The sequence below is a fragment of the Limnospira sp. PMC 1279.21 genome (assembly GCF_032349615.1).
GTDB lineage: Bacteria > Cyanobacteriota > Cyanobacteriia > Cyanobacteriales > Microcoleaceae > Limnospira > Limnospira fusiformis.
This window is the reverse complement of the sequence record NZ_JARPLU010000325.1, coordinates 1-2,459: the sequence shown is the minus strand read 5'-3', so window position 1 is coordinate 2,459 and position 2,459 is coordinate 1. Positions and strand designations below refer to the sequence as shown.

1 protein-coding gene is annotated in these 2,459 nt (G+C 45.2%); it reads right to left on the bottom strand.

Annotation, left to right across the window (positions count from 1 at the left end; genetic code table 11):
- Nucleotides 1–510 precede the first annotated feature (510 nt).
- On the bottom strand, nt 511–1,074 hold the full coding sequence (locus P5683_RS24140; protein ID WP_006623502.1) for a hypothetical protein: 564 nt from the start codon (nt 1,072–1,074) through the stop codon (nt 511–513).
- Nucleotides 1,075–2,459: the final 1,385 nt, after the last annotated feature.

Genomic DNA, 2,459 nt, shown 5'->3' with positions numbered 1-2,459 from the left:
ATGACTGCGGAACCCGCAGGGGCGGGTTTATCAAGCTGACTTGTGGGAATTATGGCTGACTGCGGAACCCGCCCCTACAACTAATTTTATCCCGAAAAATAAAAAAAAATTATCTGGGCGCCCCCGCGCCACTTTTTTTTGGGAAACCCTTGCTTTTGGGCGGCGCTTCTGCTACTATATTGAATAATGGGATATTCGTGATTTTTTTATTTAAGTCATGCCTCCCATTATTTAGGATATGACTCTATCATATCCCCATTCGCTCGGCTTGTCAACCCCCTGGAGCGGTGACGGGCTGGGCTATTTTTTTTTTTGAAAAAATAAACATTAGTCGAGCAATGAAACTGCTTAAATTTGTTGTACCCGCTTCTGTTTAGATCGGAGATTGAGGCTCGGACAGTTAACAGTTTTTTATAGATAGTGGTGGTCATGATGGATTCCTTAGTCGTTGTGTTGGCGAGGTTGGGTGAAGGGAGGGATTAATCACCGATTCCTGGAAGTTACCGAAAATTACCAGTTGGGTGGCACTTGGGAGTATTCATAATCACTGACCCAATCATCACTGATTAACCAGTTGTCGTCTGCGTCAAACTCAACACCCCCTTCAGAGTTGATCAAATCTCTAAGCTCCTCCCTATCGCCAAGTTCTAATACTTTGTGAATATGCTTACACTTGGGAATCCAGCGCGTTCCGGTTTCTAGGGTAAGTACATCACGGTTTTTACTCTGGAAATCAAAATCCTGGCAAGTGCAAGTTATTTCCTCTTCTTCGATGGACACTTCATAGGTGTCTCCTTGGGGATTAACAACAGCAAATTTATAGGGTTGATTGTGGGGGTATATTTCTAGCTTCCCGGTGTTGCGTTTCCTGAAGGTTTGGAAGTTTTGATGAAAAGATTTTTTACTGACAAACTTGGGTCTCAACCCGTGACCCTTTTTGAAAACAACAAAAATTACTTTCCACCAAATTTCAACCCTGGCAATAATTTGGTGAGAGCAACCACAAATCCGCGCGACGGCGGCTTTGCTGTACAAGATACTTGCCAAAGATTTGCTCTGTGTGGTAGTATGCATATAGAATCCTCAACTGATGAGTTAATTGGTTCTTAACCGTTTTGAGAGATTTGATGGGTCAGAGCCGCTGCAACGGCTCTTTCCTTATCCCTCTGATAAGATTATACACAATAGTACCGAAAACGTGCAATTGTTTACAAAACTTTACAGAGGGTAAAAAAATGAAAAGAGGCAGAAGAGGCGTTTATGATCGAGTTGGCAATCCCAACTTTTTCACAGACAAGAATCCAAGTAAGCTGAAACAGGAAGGATCTCAACCCGCGAATATACTGTTTGGCATTAGAGTAGCCCAGGATTTAAAAGACAAACTTGCGGTTATACCTAAGCGAGAACTGCGGAGGGTTTTAACTGAGTTCGCTGATAGCTACCTAGCGAACCAAAATAACTGCAAGTAGTTGCACTTTACAAAAGAAATGCACCGGGGCGGTTTTTGAGTTTAAGGGTCGATCGCTTACCTCTTGAGCGATCGCTTCTTGGTTGGGGGTTAGTCTATGTTAGTTAGTCGTCAAATTTAAGGATAGAGCAATAACCTCGCCATTCTGCTCCGGGTGGCGTATTCCACCAAAATGGCAGGCTTCGGTCTGGATACCATCCAAATTTTAGTTGTTGTTTCCCAAGGATGTCTAACAGCCCAAATTCAATTTGAACCCAGGTAACACTACAATGCAGAACCCTAGGGGCGGGTGTATATAGTTCCCGGTGTGTTTTATCGCTAGGGGCGGGTGTATATAGTTGGCTGGTTTTTCCCGTGGCCGATCGCGCACCCTGGGGGCGGGTTTATCAAGCTGACTTGTGGGAATTATGGCTGACTGCGGAACCCGCCCCTACAACTAATTTTATCCCGAAAAATAAAAAAAAATTATCTGGGCGCCCCCGCGCCACTTTTTTTTGGGAAACCCTTGCTTTTGGGCGGCGCTTCTGCTACTATATTGAATAATGGGATATTCGTGATTTTTTTATTTAAGTCATGCCTCCCATTATTTAGGATATGACTCTATCATATCCCCATTCGCTCGGCTTGTCAACCCCCTGGAGCGGTGACGGGCTGGGCTATTTTTTTTTTTTTGAAAAAATAAACATTAATCAGTTTAATCAGTGGCGATCGCTTTCGGGAGTTATGTTGGGAATTGATGGGGTAGGGGCGGGTGTAATATCCCGGTGTGTTTTATGGCGTGGGGGCGGGTGTAGGTAGTTGGCTGGTTTTTCCCGTGGCGGATCTAGCACCCTGGGGGCGGGTTTATCAAGCTGACTTGTGGGAATTATGGCTGACTGCGGAACCCGCCCCTACGCACCCTGGGGCGGGTGTATATAGTTGGCTGGTTTTTCCCGATGGCGGATCTAGCACCCTGGGGGCGGGTTTATCAAGCTGACTTGTGGGAATTATG